The 15,635-nt window shown below is 68.0% G+C and carries 12 protein-coding genes and 1 pseudogene; 9 read left to right on the top strand and 4 right to left on the bottom strand.

Translation table 11 applies throughout. The annotated features are described in order from the left end of the window. Positions 1–1,432, bottom strand: a 1,432-nt coding sequence (locus ACE3RQ_RS18545) for a transketolase family protein (RefSeq protein WP_374523572.1), incomplete at its 3' end; no start/stop codon positions are given. Positions 1,433–1,524: 92 nt separating this feature from the next. Here ACE3RQ_RS18545 and ACE3RQ_RS18540 point away from each other — a divergent pair. From ACE3RQ_RS18540 to ACE3RQ_RS18510, 7 genes and pseudogenes are all read left to right on the top strand, one after another. Further along, positions 1,525–2,268: an NDP-sugar synthase gene (locus ACE3RQ_RS18540; RefSeq protein ID WP_374523571.1), complete on the top strand. Its 744-nt coding sequence runs from the start codon at positions 1,525–1,527 to the stop codon at positions 2,266–2,268. Between the two features lie 48 nt (positions 2,269–2,316). Further along, entirely contained in the window at positions 2,317–3,714 is a 1,398-nt protein-coding gene (locus ACE3RQ_RS18535) for an aminopeptidase P N-terminal domain-containing protein (protein ID WP_374523570.1), read from the top strand. A 10-nt stretch (positions 3,715–3,724) separates the two neighbouring features. Beyond that, entirely contained in the window at positions 3,725–4,291 is a 567-nt protein-coding gene (locus ACE3RQ_RS18530; RefSeq protein ID WP_374523574.1) for an MOSC domain-containing protein, read from the top strand. Between the two features lie 41 nt (positions 4,292–4,332). Beyond that, on the top strand, positions 4,333–5,274 hold the full coding sequence (locus ACE3RQ_RS18525) for a 1-phosphofructokinase family hexose kinase (RefSeq protein ID WP_374523569.1): 942 nt from the start codon (positions 4,333–4,335) through the stop codon (positions 5,272–5,274). A gap of 123 nt (positions 5,275–5,397) precedes the next feature. Beyond that, positions 5,398–7,725, top strand: coding sequence for an NADP-dependent malic enzyme (locus tag ACE3RQ_RS18520; RefSeq protein WP_374523568.1), 2,328 nt, complete (start codon positions 5,398–5,400; stop codon positions 7,723–7,725). Positions 7,726–7,946: 221 nt separating this feature from the next. Next, positions 7,947–8,375, top strand: coding sequence for a ribonuclease domain-containing protein (locus tag ACE3RQ_RS18515; RefSeq protein WP_374523567.1), 429 nt, complete (start codon positions 7,947–7,949; stop codon positions 8,373–8,375). A 56-nt stretch (positions 8,376–8,431) separates the two neighbouring features. Beyond that, positions 8,432–8,827: pseudogene (locus tag ACE3RQ_RS18510) on the top strand (barstar family protein); the annotation flags it as partial. A 235-nt stretch (positions 8,828–9,062) separates the two neighbouring features. Here the strand turns inward: ACE3RQ_RS18510 and rsmA are convergent. The 3 genes from rsmA to ACE3RQ_RS18495 are packed head-to-tail and all read right to left on the bottom strand — an operon-like array spanning position 9,063 to position 13,538. After that, positions 9,063–9,824: a 16S rRNA (adenine(1518)-N(6)/adenine(1519)-N(6))-dimethyltransferase RsmA gene (gene rsmA / locus ACE3RQ_RS18505; RefSeq protein WP_374523566.1), complete on the bottom strand. Its 762-nt coding sequence runs from the start codon at positions 9,822–9,824 to the stop codon at positions 9,063–9,065. Next, positions 9,821–11,191, bottom strand: a complete 1,371-nt coding sequence (locus ACE3RQ_RS18500) for a peptidylprolyl isomerase (RefSeq protein ID WP_374523565.1) — start codon at positions 11,189–11,191, stop codon at positions 9,821–9,823. The genes rsmA and ACE3RQ_RS18500 overlap by 4 nt, the downstream gene beginning before the upstream one ends. Further along, positions 11,184–13,538 (bottom strand): LPS-assembly protein LptD, encoded by a 2,355-nt coding sequence (locus tag ACE3RQ_RS18495; protein ID WP_374523573.1) that lies wholly within the window; start codon positions 13,536–13,538, stop codon positions 11,184–11,186. Before ACE3RQ_RS18495 ends, ACE3RQ_RS18500 begins: the two co-directional genes overlap by 8 nt. Positions 13,539–13,738: 200 nt before the next feature. On the opposite strand from ACE3RQ_RS18495, the gene ACE3RQ_RS18490 reads away from it, so the two are divergent. Beyond that, a complete protein-coding gene (locus tag ACE3RQ_RS18490) occupies positions 13,739–14,830 on the top strand; it encodes an aminoglycoside phosphotransferase family protein (RefSeq protein ID WP_374523564.1) in 1,092 nt (363 codons plus the stop codon). A 1-nt stretch (position 14,831) separates the two neighbouring features. Beyond that, positions 14,832–15,551: a 16S rRNA (uracil(1498)-N(3))-methyltransferase gene (locus tag ACE3RQ_RS18485; RefSeq protein WP_374523563.1), complete on the top strand. Its 720-nt coding sequence runs from the start codon at positions 14,832–14,834 to the stop codon at positions 15,549–15,551. Positions 15,552–15,635: the final 84 nt, after the last annotated feature.

The raw sequence follows: 15,635 nt of genomic DNA, 5'->3' as shown, positions 1-15,635 counted from the left end.
CGCGCTGCTTCATCAGCGCGGCCATGCGGATGGCGTTGCGCGAGTAGTCGCTGAAGGTGAGGAAGGTGCCGCCGTAGGGGATGAAACCACCGTGCAGCGCCAGGCCGTTCATGATGGCGGCCATGCCGAACTCGCGCACGCCGTAGTTGATGTGGCGACCACCCTGGCCGGCCTCGTTCTTCACCACGGCACCGGCGGCGTCAAAGCGCAGGTTGGGCGTGGACTTGGTGTTGGTGAGGTTGGAGCCGGTCAGGTCGGCCGAGCCGCCCAGCAGCTCGGGCAGGGCGGCGGTGAAGTGCTCCAGCGCCAGTTGGCTGGCCTTGCGGCTGGCCACGGTTTCGGCCTTGGCGTGCGCGCCCACGGCGGCGTCCACGGCCACCTGGTGGAAGTTGGCAGGCAGATCGCCCTTCATGCGGCGCACAAACTCGGCGGCCAGCTCAGGGAAGGCGGCCTGGTAGGCAGCAAAGCGCTCGGCCCAGGCGGCCTCGATCTGCGCGCCAGTGACCTTGGCGTCCCAGGCGGCATACACCTCGGCCGGAATCTCGAACGGCGCGTGGGGCCAACCCAGCGACTCGCGGGTGAGCGCGATCTCATCGGCACCCAGCGGCTCGCCATGGGCCTTGGCGGTGTTGGCGCGGTTGGGCGAGCCCTTGCCGATCGAGGTCTTGCAGACGATCAGCGTGGGCTTGTCGGCGCTGGTCTTGGCTTGGGAAATGGCGGCGTCCACGGCGTCCACGTCGTGGCCATCCACCGGGCCGATCACGTTCCAGCCATAGGCCTTGAAACGCGCAGGCGTGTGGTCAATGAACCAGGGGGCGACCTGGCCGTCGATGGAGATGCCGTTGTCGTCGTACAGGGCGATGAGCTTGTTGAGCTTCCAGGCGCCGGCCAGGGCGCAGGCCTCGTGGCTGATGCCCTCCATCAGGCAGCCGTCGCCGAGGAACACGTAGGTGCGGTGGTCAACGATGGCATGGCCGTCGCGGTTGAACTCAGCCGCCAGCAGCTTCTCGGCCAGCGCCATGCCCACGGCATTGGTGATGCCCTGGCCCAGCGGGCCGGTGGTGGTCTCCACGCCGGGGGTGTGGCCCACCTCAGGGTGACCGGCGGTTTTGCTGTGCAACTGGCGGAAGTTGCGCAGCTCTTGCAGGGGCAATTCGTAACCGGTGAGGTGCAACAGCGCGTAGATCAGCATGGAGCCATGGCCGTTGCTCAGCACGAAGCGGTCGCGGTCGGCCCAATGCGGGTTCACCGGGTTGTGCTTGAGGTGGCGGCCCCACAGGGCCACGGCCATGTCGGCCATACCCATGGGCGCGCCGGGGTGGCCCGAGTTGGCGGCCTGCACCGCGTCCATGGCCAGTGCGCGGATGGCGTTGGCCTGGGTTTGTGGCGTTGCGGTGGAAACGGTGGAGGGCTGGGTGCTGGCGTCGGACATGGGGAGAGGGCGGTTGGGGCCGCGCAGGCGGGCGGCGGGGCGCAAACCGCAGATTTTATCGGCCTCGGCAGGCCGCGATAATGCAAGCCGCCATGGAGTCCGCTGCCCCCACCCCGTTTCCCCCGGCCATCGTGCTGGCCGCCGGGCGCGGCATGCGCATGCGCCCGCTCACCGATCACACCCCCAAGCCGCTGCTGGTGGTGCGTGGCCAGGCGCTGATGCAATGGCCCATGCAGGCCCTGCAAAAAGCCGGTGCACGCCAACTGGTGGTGAACGCCGCCTGGCTGGGCGAGCAGGTGCGCGACTTCTGCGCGCAATGGCAGGCGCAACACCCCGACGTGGCGGTGCACCTGTCTGACGAGGGCAGCGATTTCGGCTACGCACTGGAAACCGCCGGCGGCATCTCGCGCGCCCTGCCCGCCCTGGGCGAGCGATTCTGGGTGGTGGCGGGCGACGTGTTCGCGCCTGACTTTGTGTTCAGCCCTGAGGCCGTGGCCCACTTTGACGCCAGCGACGCCCTGGCCCACCTGTGGCTGGTGCCCAATCCGGCCCACCACCCCACGGGCGATTTCGGCCTGGGCGAGGGTGGCCGGGCCATCAACGGCGGCGATGTCCGTTTCACCTACAGCACCATTGGTCTGTACCGACGCGAGCTGTTCGCCGAACCCTGGACCTCGGTGGCACCCGGCAACCCGCAAGGCACGGCCGAGCCGCTGGGGCCCTTGCTGCGCCGCGCGATGGACGCCGGGCGCATCACCGCCGAGCTGTACACCGGCGCCTGGACCGACGTCGGCACACCCGAGCGCCTGGCCGAGCTCAACGCCAGCCACACCTGACACACCTGGGTAAGGCGCGGGGAATGGCGTTGGGGCCACAATGCCCCCATGGACGCCAGCACCTCGTACACCCTCTACGCCGAACGCCGCGCCCGCGTGGCCGCCCAGCTGGGCGATGGCGGCATCGCCATCATCCCCACCGCGCCTGAGCGACAGCGCAACCGCGACAGCGACTTCCTCTACCGGCACGACAGCTACTTCTATTACCTCAGCGGCTTCACCGAGCCCAACGCCTGGCTGGTGATCACCGCTGAAGGCCACACCACGCTGTTCTGCCAGCCCAAAGACCTGGAGCGCGAAATCTGGGACGGCATTCGCCTGGGGCCGCAGGCCGCGCCCGAAACGCTGGGCGTGGACGAGGCGTTCTCCGTGGCCGAGCTCGAAACCCGCCTGCCCCGCCTGCTGGAGAACCGCCACACGGTGTGGTACCCGTTCGCCACCCACACCGGCCTGGAAAGCCGCGTGGACGGCTGGCTGCAAAAAGTGCGCGCCCGCGTGCGCTTTGGCGCCCTGTGCCCTGAGACCCAGCGCGACCTGTGCAGCGTGCTGGACGAAATGCGCCTGGTGAAAGACGCGCACGAACTGGCCATCATGCGGCGCGCCGCGCAGATCAGCGCGCGCGCCCACATCCGCGCCATGCAGCGCAGCGCCGCCATGCTGCGCGCCGGGCAAGACGTGCGCGAGTACCACCTCGACGCCGAGCTGCTGCACGAGTTCCGCCAGCATGGCTCGCAATACCCGGCCTACGGCAGCATCGTGGCCGCTGGCGCCAACGCGTGCGTGCTGCACTACCGCGCCGACACCGCGCCCATTCGCGATGGGGAGCTGGTGCTGATCGACGCCGGCTGCGAACTCGACGGCTACGCCAGCGACATCACCCGCACCTTCCCCGCCAACGGTCGCTTCAGCGGCCCGCAGCGCGCCCTATACGACCTGGTGCTGGCCAGCCAGCACGCCGCGGTGGCCGCCACCCGGGCCGGCGCGCGTTTTGTGGACCCCCACGACGCCACGGTGAAGGTGCTGGCCCAGGGCCTGCTGGACCTCGGCCTGCTCGACAAAAACAAAGTGGGCGGCGTGGACGACGTGATCGCCAAGCGCAGCTACTTCCCCTTCTACATGCACCGCACCGGCCACTGGCTGGGCATGGACGTGCACGACTGCGGCAGCTACGTGGAGCCCAGCGAAGTCGGCCAGGTGAGCGAACGCCAAGACCCGCTCTCGGGCGAGACCATCAAAGACCGGCCCAGCCGCGTGCTGCGCCCGGGCATGGTGCTCACCATCGAGCCCGGCCTGTACGTGCGCCCCACCGAGGGCGTGCCCGAGGCGTTCTGGAACATCGGCATCCGCATCGAAGACGACGCCGTGGTCACCGATGGCGAGTGTGAACTCATCACGCGCGATGTGCCGGTGGAGGCCGACGCCATCGAAGCGCTGATGCGTGGCTGACGTGCCACCGATGCGCGTACTCAGCGTCAACACCGGCACCGCCCAGGCCCTGACCATCGGCGGCCGGCGCGTGTTGTCGGCCATCGGCAAGGCGCCCGTGAGCGGGCCGGTGGCCGTGGGCGCCCTGGGCCTGCAAGGCGACGAGCAGGCCGATCTGTCGGTGCACGGTGGCCTGCACAAAGCGGTCTACGCCTACCCGGCCGAGCACTACCCCTTCTGGCGCGAGCAGCGCCAAGACCTGTTCGACGCCCCCCTGCCACCAGGCAGCCTGGGCGAGAACCTCACCATCGAAGGCCTGCTGGAGCGCGAGGTGTGGATCGGCGACGAACTGCATTTCCCCCACGCCGTGCTGCGCGTCACCGCGCCGCGCGAACCCTGCTTCAAGTTCAATGCCGTGATGGGCCGCCGCGACGCGGGCCGCCTCATGATGGAGCACCTCTGCTGCGGCTTCTACCTGGCGGTGGTGCAGCCCGGCACCTTGTGCGAAGGCGAGGCATTCGACCTCGTGCCCGGCCCGCGGGGCCTGCGCGTGGACGAGGCCTTCGCCGCCAAGCGCTTCAAACACCTGCGCGGCTGAGAAGTCGCCCGATCTTCGCGACATTGATCGCGACTTGCCCCATGTCCCCTGTGCTTTGCCTCACCCTTAATCCCTCCGTTGATCTGTTCACGCACACGCCTCGCGTGGTGCCCACCGACAAGCTGCGCTGCGGCCCGCCCCAGCGCGGTCCCGGGGGCGGCGGGCTCAACGTGGCGCGGGTGCTGCAGCGCCTGGGGCTGCCGGTGCGCGCGGTGTTCCCCGCTGGCGGACCGGCCGGGCGCTGGCTGGTGGACCACCTGGCCGGCACCGGCATTCAGCCCGCCTGCGTGCCCATCGCCGGCGAAACCCGCGAGAACTTCACCGTGATGGCGCAAGACTCGGGCGAGGAATACCGCTTCGTGTTGCCCGGCCCCACGCTGAGCGATGCCGAACTGCAAGCCTGCCTGGCCGCCGCCACCGACGCCCTGCCCGCCGGTGGCTGGGTGATCGCCAGCGGCAGCCTGCCCCCCGGCGCGCCCAGCGACACCTACGCCCGACTCGCCTCGCTGGCGCGCGACCGTGGCGCCCGGCTGGTGCTGGACACGGCTGGCACCCCATTGGCGCAGGCGCTGGCCACGGGCGTGGCCATCGTCAAGCCCAACCGGCGCGAGCTGTCAGAGTTGCTGGGCGAGCCACTCGACACAGAGCAGCGCTGCCTGGACGCCGCACGGCGCCTGGTGGACAACGGCCAGGCCGACACCGTGGCCTTGAGCATGGGCGCAGACGGCGCCATGCTGGTCACCTCGACAGGTGCCTGGGTCGCCCCCGCGCTGCCCATCACCGTGGCCAGTTCGGTGGGCGCAGGCGACTCGTTCACTGCCGGCCTGGTGGCCGGGCTGGCGCAGGGCCTGGCGCCCGAAGCGGCCTTTGCCCAAGCCGTGGCCGCCGGGTCGGCGGCGCTGCTGCGCCCTGGCACTGGTTTGGCCTTGGCCGCCGACATCGCATTGCTGGAACCCCAGGTACAGGCCCGCCGCCTCGCCTGAGCCAAGCCCTGCGGCAATCGCCTGATTGGCGCAGGGCCATCCGGGTAGGGCCACCGAGGCCCCGCCTTAGAATGTGAAGCTCGTTTTCACATGGCAAGAATGCCGTCACCGCCTGGAGACACCATGAGCAAAGACACCGCCCCCGAAGACAAGCGCGCCGAACTGCGCCGCGCCGCGCTGGAGTACCACGAGAGGCCGGTGCCAGGCAAAGTGGCCATCGCCGCCACCAAACAACTCACCAACCAGCGCGACCTGGCCCTGGCCTACTCGCCCGGCGTGGCCGCGCCCTGCGAAGAAATCGTGGCCGACCCGGTCAACGCCTTCAAGTACACCAGCCGCGGCAACCTGGTGGCCGTCATCACCAACGGCACCGCCGTGCTGGGCCTGGGCGACATCGGCCCGCTGGCGGCCAAGCCGGTGATGGAAGGCAAGGGCGTGCTCTTCAAGAAGTTCGCCGGCATCGATGTGTTTGACATCGAAATCAACGAAAAGAACCCCGACAAGCTGGTGGAGATCATCGCCTCGCTGGAGCCCACCTTCGGCGGCATCAACCTCGAAGACATCAAGGCGCCCGACTGCTTCTACGTCGAGCGCAAGCTGCGCGAGCGCATGAAGATCCCCGTCTTCCACGACGACCAGCACGGCACGGCCATCGTGGTGGGCGCGGCCATCCTCAACGGTCTGAAGGTGGTGGGCAAAGACCTCAAGAAGGTCAAGCTGGTCACCTCGGGCGCGGGCGCCGCCGCCCTGGCCTGCCTGGGCCTGCTGGTGAAGCTGGGCCTGCCGCGCGAGAACATCTGGGTGACCGACCTGGCCGGCCTGGTTTACGAAGGCCGCACCGAGCTGATGGACGAGGACAAGATCCAGTTCGCGCAGAAGACCGATCAGCGCACCCTCAGCGAAGCCATTGACGGCGCCGACATCTTCCTGGGCCTGTCCGCCGGCGGCGTGCTCAAGCAAGACATGGTCAAGAAGATGGCGGCCAAGCCCATCATCCTGGCCCTGGCCAACCCCAACCCGGAAATCTCGCCGGAAGACGTGAAGGCCGTGCGCGACGACGCGGTGATGGCCACCGGCCGCACCGACTACCCGAACCAGGTCAACAACGTTCTGTGCTTCCCCTACATCTTCCGCGGCGCGCTGGACGCGGGCGCGTCCACCATCACCGATGCAATGGAAATCGCCGCCGTGCACGCCATCGCCGAGCTGGCCCAGGCCGAACAGAGCGAGGTGGTGGCCGCCGCCTACGCGGGTGAGAAGCTGGCCTTCGGCCCGGAATACCTGATCCCCAAGCCCTTCGATCCGCGCCTGATGATGAAAATCGCCCCGGCCGTGGCCCAGGCGGCGGTGGACTCGGGCGTGGCGCTGCGCCCCGTGGCCGACATGGACGCCTACCGCGAGAAGCTGCAGAGCTTTGTGTTCGCGTCGGGCACCATCATGAAGCCCATCTTCGCCGCCGCGAAAAAGGCCCAGCGCAAGCGCGTGGCGTACTCCGAAGGCGAAGAAGAGCGCGTGCTGCGCGCCTGCCAGATCGTGGTGGACGAAGGCCTGGCCCGCCCCACGCTGATCGGCCGCCCGGCCATCATTGCCCAGCGCATCGAGAAGTTCGGTCTGCGCCTGCAAGAAGGGCTGGACTACGACGTGGTCAACGTCGAACAAGACGAGCGCTACCGCGACTTCTGGCAGACCTACCACCGCATGACCGAGCGCAAGGGTGTCACGCAACAGCTCGCCAAGATCGAGATGCGCCGCCGGCTCACCCTCATCGGCGCCATGCTGTTGCACAAGGACGAGGTGGACGGCCTGATCTGCGGCACCTGGGGCAACACCCACAACCACCTGCAGTACATCGATCAGGTGATTGGCAAGCGCCAGGGCGGCAGCCCGCGCACCGCGCAAGACCAACCCACCTACGCCTGCATGAACGGCCTGATGCTGCCGGGCCGTCAAGTGTTCCTGGTGGACACCCACGTCAACCACGACCCCTCGCCCGAGCAGTTGTGCGAAATCACGGTGATGGCGGCCGAGGAAATGGTGCGCTTTGGCCTGCAGCCCAAAGTGGCGCTGCTGTCGCACTCCAACTTCGGCTCGTCCGACCAGCCCTCGGCCGTGAAGATGCGCCGCACCCTGGCCCTGCTGCGCGAGCAAGCGCCCTGGCTGGAGGTGGATGGCGAGATGCACGGCGACGTGGCCCTGGACGCCGACGCCCGCGCCGCGCTGATGCCCAACTCCACCCTCAAAGGCTCGGCCAACCTGCTGGTGCTGCCCAACATCGACGCAGCCAACATCGCCTACAACCTGCTCAAAACCGCCGCTGGCGGCAACATCGCCATCGGCCCGGTGCTGCTGGGCGCGGCCAAACCGGTGCATGTCCTCACCGCCAGCGCCACTGTTCGCCGTATTGTCAACATGACCGCCCTCACCGTGGCGGACGCCAACGCCAGCCGATAAGCCTTGGCACGCAAGCGACTGCTCACTTAGCATCGGGTTTTGACCCGATCGCGGTGCCCGAAATTTGAGCAGTCGCTTGCATTTTCGCAACGGTTAGGGCACACTTCGGGCCTTGGAATTCAGGGTTAACCCGCCTCCTTCACAGACCCCATCCGACGCCTTGGCGAGCGGAATTTTGCGGTGATGGTGGCGGGTTGATTGCATCAGGAGCACACCAACTCATGGGTCTGCGGCAGATCCGCTCCCGCATCGGCAGCCACAAAACCTGGGTCACCTGGACCGGGGCGGCCCTGCTGGCGGCGGCTCTGAGCACCGTCTTGGTGCAAGCCCGCACGCCGGATCCCGTGGCCCCCGTCTCTGCGGCCACCGTTCCGGTGTCCGGCTTGCCACCGCATGGCCAGCAAGTGATGGGCCAGATCCTTCAAGGCGGCCCCTTCCGGTACGAGAAAGACGGCACGGTCTTTTTCAACCGGGAACGGCTGCTGCCGAGCCAGAAACGGGGGTACTACCGCGAATACACGGTACCCACCCCCGGCCTGCGGCATCGGGGGGCTAGGCGCATCGTGTGTGGCGGCTTCGAACCCAGAGAACCTGACGCGTGTTACTACACCGAGGACCACTACGCCAGCTTCAAGCGCATCGTGCAGTGATCTCCCCAGGCAGTGCCAACGGATTTTTAACTTTGACTGTAGAAAGAGACGCGGAGATGGACACGCCACTTCGTAACGTACGCCCCAACATCGTTCAGTCGATTCGCGCCTTCGGCGTCAAGGACCTGCAGGCCGCCGCCGAGCACCTCGGCCACCACTTCCTCTACGCCAACCTGGCCAAGGCCCAGAGCAAGCAGGACGTGCTCGACCTCATCGCCGCCCAGTACACCCTGCCGCCGCACTTCGGCAAGAACTTCGACGCCCTGTACGACTGCATGACCGACATGGTGCACAAGTCGGGGCCGCAGACCGGCTTCATCGTGGTGCTGGAGCACATCCCCGCCCACGCCAAGTTCGACAAGGAAGCCCGCGAGCAACTGCTGGACATCTTCCGCGACGCCGCCGACTACTGGAGCGACCGCAAGATTCCCTTCCGCTGCTTCTACTCTTTTTCGGTGGCCCGTGCCCCCCAGGGCGAAGAGCCCATCGAGGTGCAGGCCGATGAGCCCATGCCCACCGACAAAATCCTGGACGTGAGCCCGCAAGCGCTGCGCATGAGCAGCCCGTTCAATGCTGGTTACTGGATGGCCGCCGCCTGATCGGGGGTTGTCCCCCAGGCCCTCGGGCCCGCCCCAGAAAAAGCCGCTGCCCTGCAGCGGCTTTTTTTTGCCCTCGGGACTCAGGGACTCAGGTGGCCAAAGACAGCGCCACGTACTCGTGCACCGGCACCTCTTCGGCCCGGCGCTGCAAGTCAAAGGGCACGTCGGCCCCGCGCTGCTCCAGCCAACGCCCCAGCGTGTGGCGCAGGATCTTGCGGCGCTGGCTGAACGCCACTTGCACCATCTCACTGAAGCGAGCCACGTCGATGGCCGGGGGGTTGGCCAGGGGCACCATGCGCACCACCGCGCTGTCCACGCGCGGGGGCGGATCGAAACTCTCGGGCGGCACGAACAGCACGTCTTCCATGGCGTAGCGCCACTGCAGCATGACCGACAAGCGGCTGTAATCGGCCGTGGCGGGGGAGGCCACCATGCGGTCGATCACCTCTTTCTGCAGCATGAAGTGCTGGTCTTGCACCACCTCCACGTGCTCGAGCAGGTGGAACAGGATGGGGGTGGAGATGTTGTAGGGCAGGTTGCCAACGATGCGCAGGCGCTGCCCAGGGAATCGGTCGCGGGCCAGGGCAGAAAAATCCACCTTGAGCACGTCAGACTCCACCACCTGCAACTGGGGATGGGCGCGCAGGCGCGCGGCCAGATCGCGGTCCAGCTCCACCACAGTGAGTTGGCCCAGGCGCTCAACCAGCGGCTGCGTGAGGGCGGCCAGGCCCGGGCCGATTTCGACCATGGCATCGCCCGGCACGGGCGCGATCTCGCGCACGATGGCCTCGATGATGGCGGAGTCGGTCAGGAAGTGCTGGCCGAAGCGCTTGCGCGCGATGTGTTTCACAGCTGCGGTGCTTCCCGAAGTTCAACGTAGGCGCGAGCGCGCAGGTCTTGCATCCACAGGTCAAAGGCCTCGTCGACCTTCTTCTCGCGCACCACGTTGCGCACCACCTCGCGCTGGTCGCGCTGGCTCAGGGTGTTCTGGCGACGCTCTTCCACGCGAATCAGGTGCACACCGAAGCGGGACACCAGGGGCTGAGACACCTCTCCGGGGCGTAAGGCGTTCATCACCTGCTCGAACTCGGGCACGAATTGGCCTGGGGCGGCCCAACCAAGGTCGCCCCCGGTGGCGGCGGAGCCGTCCTGGCTGTGCTCGCGCGCCAGGTCTTCAAAACGGGCCTGACCGCTGACGATCTGCTGGCGGAAAGTAGCCAGCTTTTCCTGCGCCTGGGCCTGGCTGAGCTGGGCCGTGGGCACCAGCAAGATGTGCCGCGCACGGGTCTGGGTGACGACCATGTCGGGCAAGCCCGCCTGGCGCTTCTCGATCACCTTGAGCACGTGGAAACCGGCGCCGCTGCGCAGCGGGCCAGCAATGGCACCATTGGCCAGGGTGCGGGTAGCGTTCACGAACAGGTCGGGCAAGCGCGAGGCAGGTCGCAGGCCGAACTGCCCGCCGTTGTTGCGCTCGGGCGAATCAGAGAACTCACGGGCAAGGGCCGCGAAGTCTTCGCCGGCACGGGCCCGATCGGCCACGCGCTGGGCACGGGCCTGCAGCTCGGCCACTCGGGCCGCATCGGCACCTTCGGGCACGGCCACGAGCACATGGCCCAGGTTCATCTCAAGCGAAGCGAGGTCACCACCGCCTTGCTGCTCGCGGATGTGGTCGTCGATGTCGGCCTCGGTCACCTTGACGCGGCCCTCCACCTCGCGCTCGCGCAGGCGCTGCAGGGTGATCTGCTGGCGCAGATCGGCGCGCAGGCGATTGGTGTCGATGACGCCTTCGGCATTGAGGCGGCGACGGAATTCTTCAACGCTCAGGCCGTTCTGGGCGGCCACGGCCTGCTCGGCCTGGTTGACGTCGTCATCGGAGACTCGGATGCCCACCTCGGTGGCGTGCTGCATCTGTACCCGTTCGTTGATGAGCTGGTCCAGCACCTGGCGCACGATCTCGGCGCGGGGCGGCATGGGGCGGCCCTGTTGCGAGAACTGCTGCTCCAGGCGTTGCACGCGCAGGCGGACCTCGTTGTTGGTCAGGGGCTCAGAGTTGACCAGCGCCACGATGAAGTCCGCCGTGCGGGCCACGCCTGCAGCAGCAGGCGCAGAGGTCAACTGGGCCGTGTTGCGCAGGCCTTGGGCCGACACCTGACCGGCCACGGCCAGCGCCAGGGCCAGCGTGGTGAGTCGCAGAAGAGCGGGGAAGCGATCAGTCATATTGTTGGAACCGGCTCGGCGGGTTGATTTCTTCGCGCAGGTATTGGTAGCGCGGCACGTTCTCTTTGAGGGTGCGCAAGGGGTTGGAGCCGATGCGCGAGAAACCGGAGAACTCCAGCTGGAACAAGATGCGCTGGGCCGCCGTGGAGGCGCTGCGCTGCAGCCGCTCAACCACGATGCGGCCGAGCCAGCAACCGGCATCGTACTCAAAGCCCGCCACCAGATCGACGATCTTGCGGTCGGGCACGCTGTAGTTCACACGGCCCACGCTGTACCACTGCCCCGGCCCCAGCGCGCGCCCGGGCACCTCGGCCAGCGGCCCTTTGCCGAACAGATCGCTGAGCGGCCATTGCCAGCCCACGTCGAACTGTTCGCTGCTGCCGCGCTGCAGGCGATAGGCCGCGCTGAGCACACGGTACTTCGCCGGGGTGTAGCGGGTGCTGAGGGTGGTGCGCACCGACTCGCGGCTGCCGGGGCTGTATTGAAAGTTGGTGTCCACCAGCCAGCGCGGGTTCCATTGCACGCGCGCGGCGAGCAGCACGTCACTGAATCGGTCGGTGACCGGGTCGCCGCCGGGCAGGCCGGCCGCGCGGGGCAGGAACACGTTCTGGTCGCGCAGCAGGTAGCGCTGGGCCAGGCCGAGGCGCACCACCTCGGCCCCGGTATTGGGCTCCAGCAGGCGCGAGCTCACGCCCAAGGTGAGCGAGCGGGTGTCGGAGATGCGATCGCTGCCGCCGAACACGTTCTCGCTGAAGATGGACGCGAAGTTGAAGTCGGTGACGGCAGAGTCGTAATTGGGCAGGTAGCTCTGGTCGCGGTAGGGCGTCCAGGTAAAGAAGGCTCGCGGCTCCAGCGTCTGAACGAAGTCGCGGCCAAAGTAGCTGGCGTTGCGCTCGAACACCAGCCCGCTGTCCAGGCTGACGGTGGGCAGCACACGGCTGGCCGAGCGCTCACCATTGGCCAGCGGGTTGTCGAAGCGGTACTGGGTGGCGTGTAGGCGAGCGCGCGGCTGCACGAACCAACCCGGCGCCTGCCAGCGACGGGTGAGCTCGGCACTGGCGATGGCCCGCGAGCCATTGGTCTGGCCGGTGAGGCGCGGGTCGGACTCGAAGCGGGTGTACTCGGTGACCAGCGAGCTGGACCAGCCATCGCTGCCGCCCAGGCTCAGGCCCGAGCGGTCGTGGCGCAGGGTGAGCGATGGCACGCGGTCATAGGGCGGCGTGATGGGCGCGGCCACGTCTTGCAGGGTCTGCCAGGTGTAGGCACCCGCCGAGAACGACCAGGGGCCCTGGCCCCAGTTGAACGAGGCATCACCCGGCAGCAGGCGCTGCGTGAGCGAGGCGGTGGCGCGGGGGAAGTCGCGCCAGTAGTCGTCGTCGCTGACGCGGTTGAGGTTCAGGTTCAGGCCAGCCGAGCCACCACCACCGAGCCGATTGAGCGCCTGGGTCAGCGATTGGTTGTGCTGCAGAGAGTAGCCCCAGCGGTTGGCGTCGCGCAGCGGGTCGGACGGCATGTAAGCGCCGCGCACCACGCCCGCGTAGTCGGGCTGCAGGTAGCGCACCTCGGCCCCCAGGTCCACGCCACGTTTGGTCATGAGCGTGGGGTAGAGCGTCGCGTCCAGATTGGGCGCGATGTTCAGGTAGTAGGGCAGCGTGAGCTCAAAGCCGCTGATGTTGTCGAGGTTGATCGTTGGCGGCAGCAGGCCAGACTTTCGCTCGTCGCTCAGCGGGAAGGTGAAATAGGGCGCACCGAGGATGGGCACCCCTTTGAACTCAAGCACCCCGCCCGTGGCGGCGCCTGTCTGCTCGACATTGTCAAACTCGATGCGATCGGCGCGCACCATCCAGTCGGGCAGCCAGTCGGGGCCGGGACGGCGCGGGCAGGTGGAGTAGCGCGCCTCGTGGGCCACGGCGTGGTCGGCGTCGATGAAATCCAGGCGCTTCGCATCGCCCCGACCATCGTTGTTCAGCAGCTCGAACGTGGGCTGGCTGAAGCTGCCCTTGAAGGTGTCCACGTTGAGCTGGACCTCGGGGCCCATGAAGCGGTCACCGTTGCGGTTGATGAGCACCTGCCCGGTGGCCTTGGCGTCGCTGGTGGCCTGGTCGTATTCGAGCCGGTCGGCGCGGATCACGGTGTCGTGCCGCCGCAGCTCGGCATCGCCCTCGACCGTCACCACCCCCTCGGTCTGTCCCTCCACGCGGTCGCCTCGCACAAAGGTCGGCGCCTGCTGGCGTGCGGGTTCAGGCAAGGCCTCCTGCAAGGCGGTGCTGGGCTTGAGGGAGGCCGCCTCTTCAGGCGATGCGGCTTGCGCGAACGCAGCGCCGGCCCACCCGCCTGTGGCCGCCATGACCAGGCAAACACGCGCCGCCCAGGCCACGGCGGAAATGGCGGGCGTGTGCAGCGGCGGGGCGAAGGGGGCAGGGCGGAACTTCAAGGCCAGACAGGGAAGCGAGGAAAGAGGCTCACGTGGGAGCCTCTGAGCAGGGGGTGGTTTGTAGAATCTGCGGCCATTATCCTATGCGCCTCGAGGCGCGCGCCCGCCTGAACATGACCACGCCCCCCTCCACCGTTGCGTGGGCAGACCCCGCCCGCGAAGCCGCCTTCTCAGCCTGGCTGGCCCCGCTGGCCGATCGCCTGCAACTGCTGCCCGCCACCCTTCGCCCCGCCTCCGCCGATGCCAGTTTCCGGCGCTACCTGCGGGTGGACACCGCGCAGGGTGGCAGCGCCATCGTGATGGATGCACCTCCCGAGCACGAGAACTGCGAGCCCTTCGTGCGCATCGCCGGGCTGATGCGCGACGCGGGCCTGCGCGTGCCCGAGGTGCTGGCCTGGGACGAGGCACAAGGCTTCATGCTGCTGGACGATCTGGGCCACCAGACCATGCTCGACGTCATCCAGCCAGAGCAACCCACCGCCAACCTGCCGCTGTACCGCGCGGCGGTGGACGCGCTGCTGGCCTGGCAACTGGCATCGAAGCCAGGGGTGCTGCCGCCCTACAACGAGGCCCTGCTGCGCCGCGAACTGCAGCTCTTTCCCGACTGGTACCTGGGCCACCACAAAGGCCTTGCGCTGAGCGAAGCGCACCAACAGACCCTGGCCAAGACCTTCGATACCATCGTTGCCCGCGTGCAGGCCGCGCCCCAGGTGTACGTGCACCGCGACTTCATGCCGCGCAACCTGATGGTGCTGCGCCAACCGGGCGACACACCGGCGCGGCAACTCGGTGTGCTGGATTTCCAGGACGCGGTGCACGGCCCCATCACCTATGACATCGCCAGCCTCATGCGCGACGCCTTCCTGAGCTGGGAGGAAGACATGGTGATTGACGTGACGGTGCGCTACTGGGAGCAAGCGCGCAAAGCCGGCCTGATGGACTTTGAAGACTGGCACAGCGACTTCGGCGCCTTCTACCGCGCGGTGGAATGGATGGGGCTGCAGCGTCACCTGAAGGTGGCCGGCATCTTCGCGCGCCTGACCCTGCGCGACGGCAAACCCAAGTACCTGGCCGACGCACCCCGTTTCATTCATTACATCCGCTCCACCGCCCACCGCTACCGCGAACTCGGGCCGCTGCTGCGCCTGATCGACGAGGTGGAAGGCTTCCAGGCCGCCAGCGGTTACGCCTTCGGGCGCGTCTGACATGCCCCGCTACTTTTGCGATGCGCCGCTGCACCTGGGCCAGACCCTGAGCCTGCCCGAGGCCGCCGCGCGCCATGTGCAGGTGCTGCGGCACCAGCCCGGGCACACCATCACCCTGTTCAATGGACTGGGTGGCGAATGGCAGGCGAACATCGACAAGATGGGGCGCCAGGACGTGGTGGTGACGGTGCTGTCGCACGAAGCCGTCGAACGCGAGGCCCCGCGTGCGGTGCATCTCGCCGTGGGCATGCCGGCCAATGAGCGCATGGATTGGCTGGTGGAGAAGGCCACCGAACTGGGCGTGAGCGGCATCACGCCCCTGCACACCGCGCACAGCGTCTTGCGCTTGTCGGGCGAGCGCGCGCAGAAGAAACAGGCCCATTGGCAAGCCGTCGCCGTCGCGGCCTGCGAACAGTGTGGGCGCAACCAAGTGCCGCTGGTGGCACCGGTGCAAAACCTTGAGGCCTGGCTGGGAAAGGCGAACGACGCTGCCTTGCGTTGCGTGTTGTCGCTGGCCGAAGGCAGCCGGCCGCTGACCGAGGTGTTGCAAGACACCGCAACCGATTGGCCGGTGTGGTTTCTCAGCGGGCCTGAGGGCGGCCTCTCCGTCGCCGAGGACGCGCGGGCGCGCGAGGCTGGCTTCGTGCCGGTAAGCCTGGGCCACCGGGTGCTGCGCGCCGAGACGGCCGCGCTGGCGGCGCTGGTGCTGGCGGCAGGTTGATCCGGCGCCCGTGTCTCAGCCCTTGACCTGAAACACCTGCACGGTCTCGGCCAGTCGGGCGGCTTGCTCGCGCAGGCTCTGCGC

This window comes from Hydrogenophaga sp. (genome assembly GCF_041913525.1).
Taxonomy (GTDB): domain Bacteria; phylum Pseudomonadota; class Gammaproteobacteria; order Burkholderiales; family Burkholderiaceae_C; genus Hydrogenophaga.
Note: the sequence above shows the minus strand (reverse complement) of the source record. Positions and strands in the feature narration are given on the sequence as shown.

Coding starts and splice junctions, on each gene's coding strand:
- ACE3RQ_RS18490 (WP_374523564.1), top strand. CDS start 13,739: ATGACCACGCCCCCCTCCACCGTTGCGTGGGCAGACCCCGCCCGCGAA.
- ACE3RQ_RS18500 (WP_374523565.1), bottom strand. CDS start 11,191: ATGACTGATCGCTTCCCCGCTCTTCTGCGACTCACCACGCTGGCCCTG.
- ACE3RQ_RS18520 (WP_374523568.1), top strand. CDS start 5,398: ATGAGCAAAGACACCGCCCCCGAAGACAAGCGCGCCGAACTGCGCCGC.
- ACE3RQ_RS18515 (WP_374523567.1), top strand. CDS start 7,947: ATGGGTCTGCGGCAGATCCGCTCCCGCATCGGCAGCCACAAAACCTGG.
- ACE3RQ_RS18535 (WP_374523570.1), top strand. CDS start 2,317: ATGGACGCCAGCACCTCGTACACCCTCTACGCCGAACGCCGCGCCCGC.
- ACE3RQ_RS18530 (WP_374523574.1), top strand. CDS start 3,725: ATGCGCGTACTCAGCGTCAACACCGGCACCGCCCAGGCCCTGACCATC.
- ACE3RQ_RS18485 (WP_374523563.1), top strand. CDS start 14,832: ATGCCCCGCTACTTTTGCGATGCGCCGCTGCACCTGGGCCAGACCCTG.
- ACE3RQ_RS18495 (WP_374523573.1), bottom strand. CDS start 13,538: ATGGCGGCCACAGGCGGGTGGGCCGGCGCTGCGTTCGCGCAAGCCGCA.
- ACE3RQ_RS18525 (WP_374523569.1), top strand. CDS start 4,333: ATGTCCCCTGTGCTTTGCCTCACCCTTAATCCCTCCGTTGATCTGTTC.
- ACE3RQ_RS18540 (WP_374523571.1), top strand. CDS start 1,525: ATGGAGTCCGCTGCCCCCACCCCGTTTCCCCCGGCCATCGTGCTGGCC.